Source organism: Phormidesmis sp. 146-12, assembly GCF_052939495.1.
Window position 1 is genome coordinate 1 of the sequence record NZ_JBJPHS010000100.1, and the last position, 1,474, is coordinate 1,474.

A 1,474-nucleotide genomic window follows, 5' to 3' on the forward strand; every position below is an offset into this window, starting at 1 on the left:
CCCTCCTAGCTTCCTTTCTCGCTTTCCTGAGTTTTGTCAGTCAAGCAGCTGCAAAGCGACAGCAATTTTTGAGCGAACCTTACAAATTTTTTATCAACCTCTGTCAAACGCTCTTTTTAGCCAACATAGCAGAAGTGGGTTTTGCAAAATGGCAGGGCGAAGTTTTAACCGCAATTCTAATTATTTATTGGGGCGATCGTGCCACCTATCTCTACGGCGGACGCAGCACAAATCATCCTCAAGTGATGGCAAGTTATGCTTTACACTGGGCCGCGATGCAGCGTGCAAAATCAAAAGGTTGTCACTTTTACGACTTCTATGGATACACTCGCGATCCACAACACAGCTACGCCAAATTTTCTCAATTTAAAGGACAGTTTGGAGGTCGCATCGTGACTACGATCGGCGCTCAAGACTACTTCTTTTACGATCGTCTCGCTGACACTTTGATCCACACCTGGCAACAGATCACAAACCCAAACTAAAGAATACTTTTTCTCCTATTCCCGCTCAAAATTTACCCCTTATTATGCCGCTATTTTTGCAAACCGGATTCTCTCAAATTGGACTGACGGCCCTCGAAATTATCGTAGGCTTTGGACTCTTTTGGGTAGGACAATTAGCTTACCAAAAACTGTTTCGTCGGCTGGAATTAAACCTGGAATTGTTTGTTCGAGATAACGTCGCAGTGGCGATCGCCCTCGTCGGCTACTATCTCGGCATCGTGACAGCCCTGGCAGGCGTATTAGATAAGACAGCCGAAACCTGGCAACAACAAATTGTGAATCTGATCAGCTATGGTGCCCTGGTGATTTTGTTAATGTTGGTCGGAGCCTGGATAGGCGATCGCTTGATTTTGCGTCATTGTGACTGCGCCCGTGAGGTCAAAGAAGAACAAAACATCGGGGCTGCTTTAGTAGAAGCGGGCGTTCACATTGCAAACGGTTTGATTCTCAGCACAGCGCTTGCCGGACAAAGTGGCTCCTGGCTAGTTGGGTTAACTTGTTGGCTAGTGGGGTTGGGCGTTTTGACGATCGCGACGCGCCTCTATCCTCGCATGACCCGCTACAACGTCTTTCGTGAGATTTACGATCGCAACAACCTCGCCGCCGGACTCGCTCTATCAGGCTTACTAATCGGGACGGGCAACATTGTCCGAATCTCATTTGCATCAGAATTTCAAAGCTGGCAACAGAGCTTCATTGAATACGGAACCGTGTTAGTGCTTTGTTTGATTGCGCTGGCGATCGTGCGTTGGATTGCAGATTTGGTGTTAGTGCCTGGAGTAAAAATCTCAGACGAAATTGTTCATCAATCAGTCCCCAACGTGGGCGCAGGATTGATCGAAGCCTTTGCTTACATTGCAAGTTCGTTTTTGATCGCCTGGAGTCTCTAAAATAGCCAACGTTTGCCATCATTGCCTTTCATTAGCAAAGCGCGCCAACAATTCCTCACGAGAAAGTTGCAGCAAGAG

The 1,474-nt window shown here is 47.3% G+C and carries 2 protein-coding genes; both read left to right on the forward strand.

Annotation, left to right across the window (positions count from 1 at the left end):
- Positions 1–485 (forward strand): lipid II:glycine glycyltransferase FemX (locus tag ACKFKF_RS27845; protein ID WP_446870621.1); only part of this gene is annotated, 485 nt, incomplete at its 5' end.
- Between the two features lie 44 nt (positions 486–529).
- Positions 530–1,396: a DUF350 domain-containing protein gene (locus tag ACKFKF_RS27850; protein ID WP_446861827.1), complete on the forward strand. Its 867-nt coding sequence runs from the start codon at positions 530–532 to the stop codon at positions 1,394–1,396.
- The last annotated feature ends 78 nt before the right edge of the window (positions 1,397–1,474 follow it).

Excerpts from the sequence above, each read along its gene's own strand:
- ACKFKF_RS27850 (WP_446861827.1), top strand. The coding sequence starts at position 530 with ATGCCGCTATTTTTGCAAACCGGATTCTCTCAAATTGGACTGACGGCC.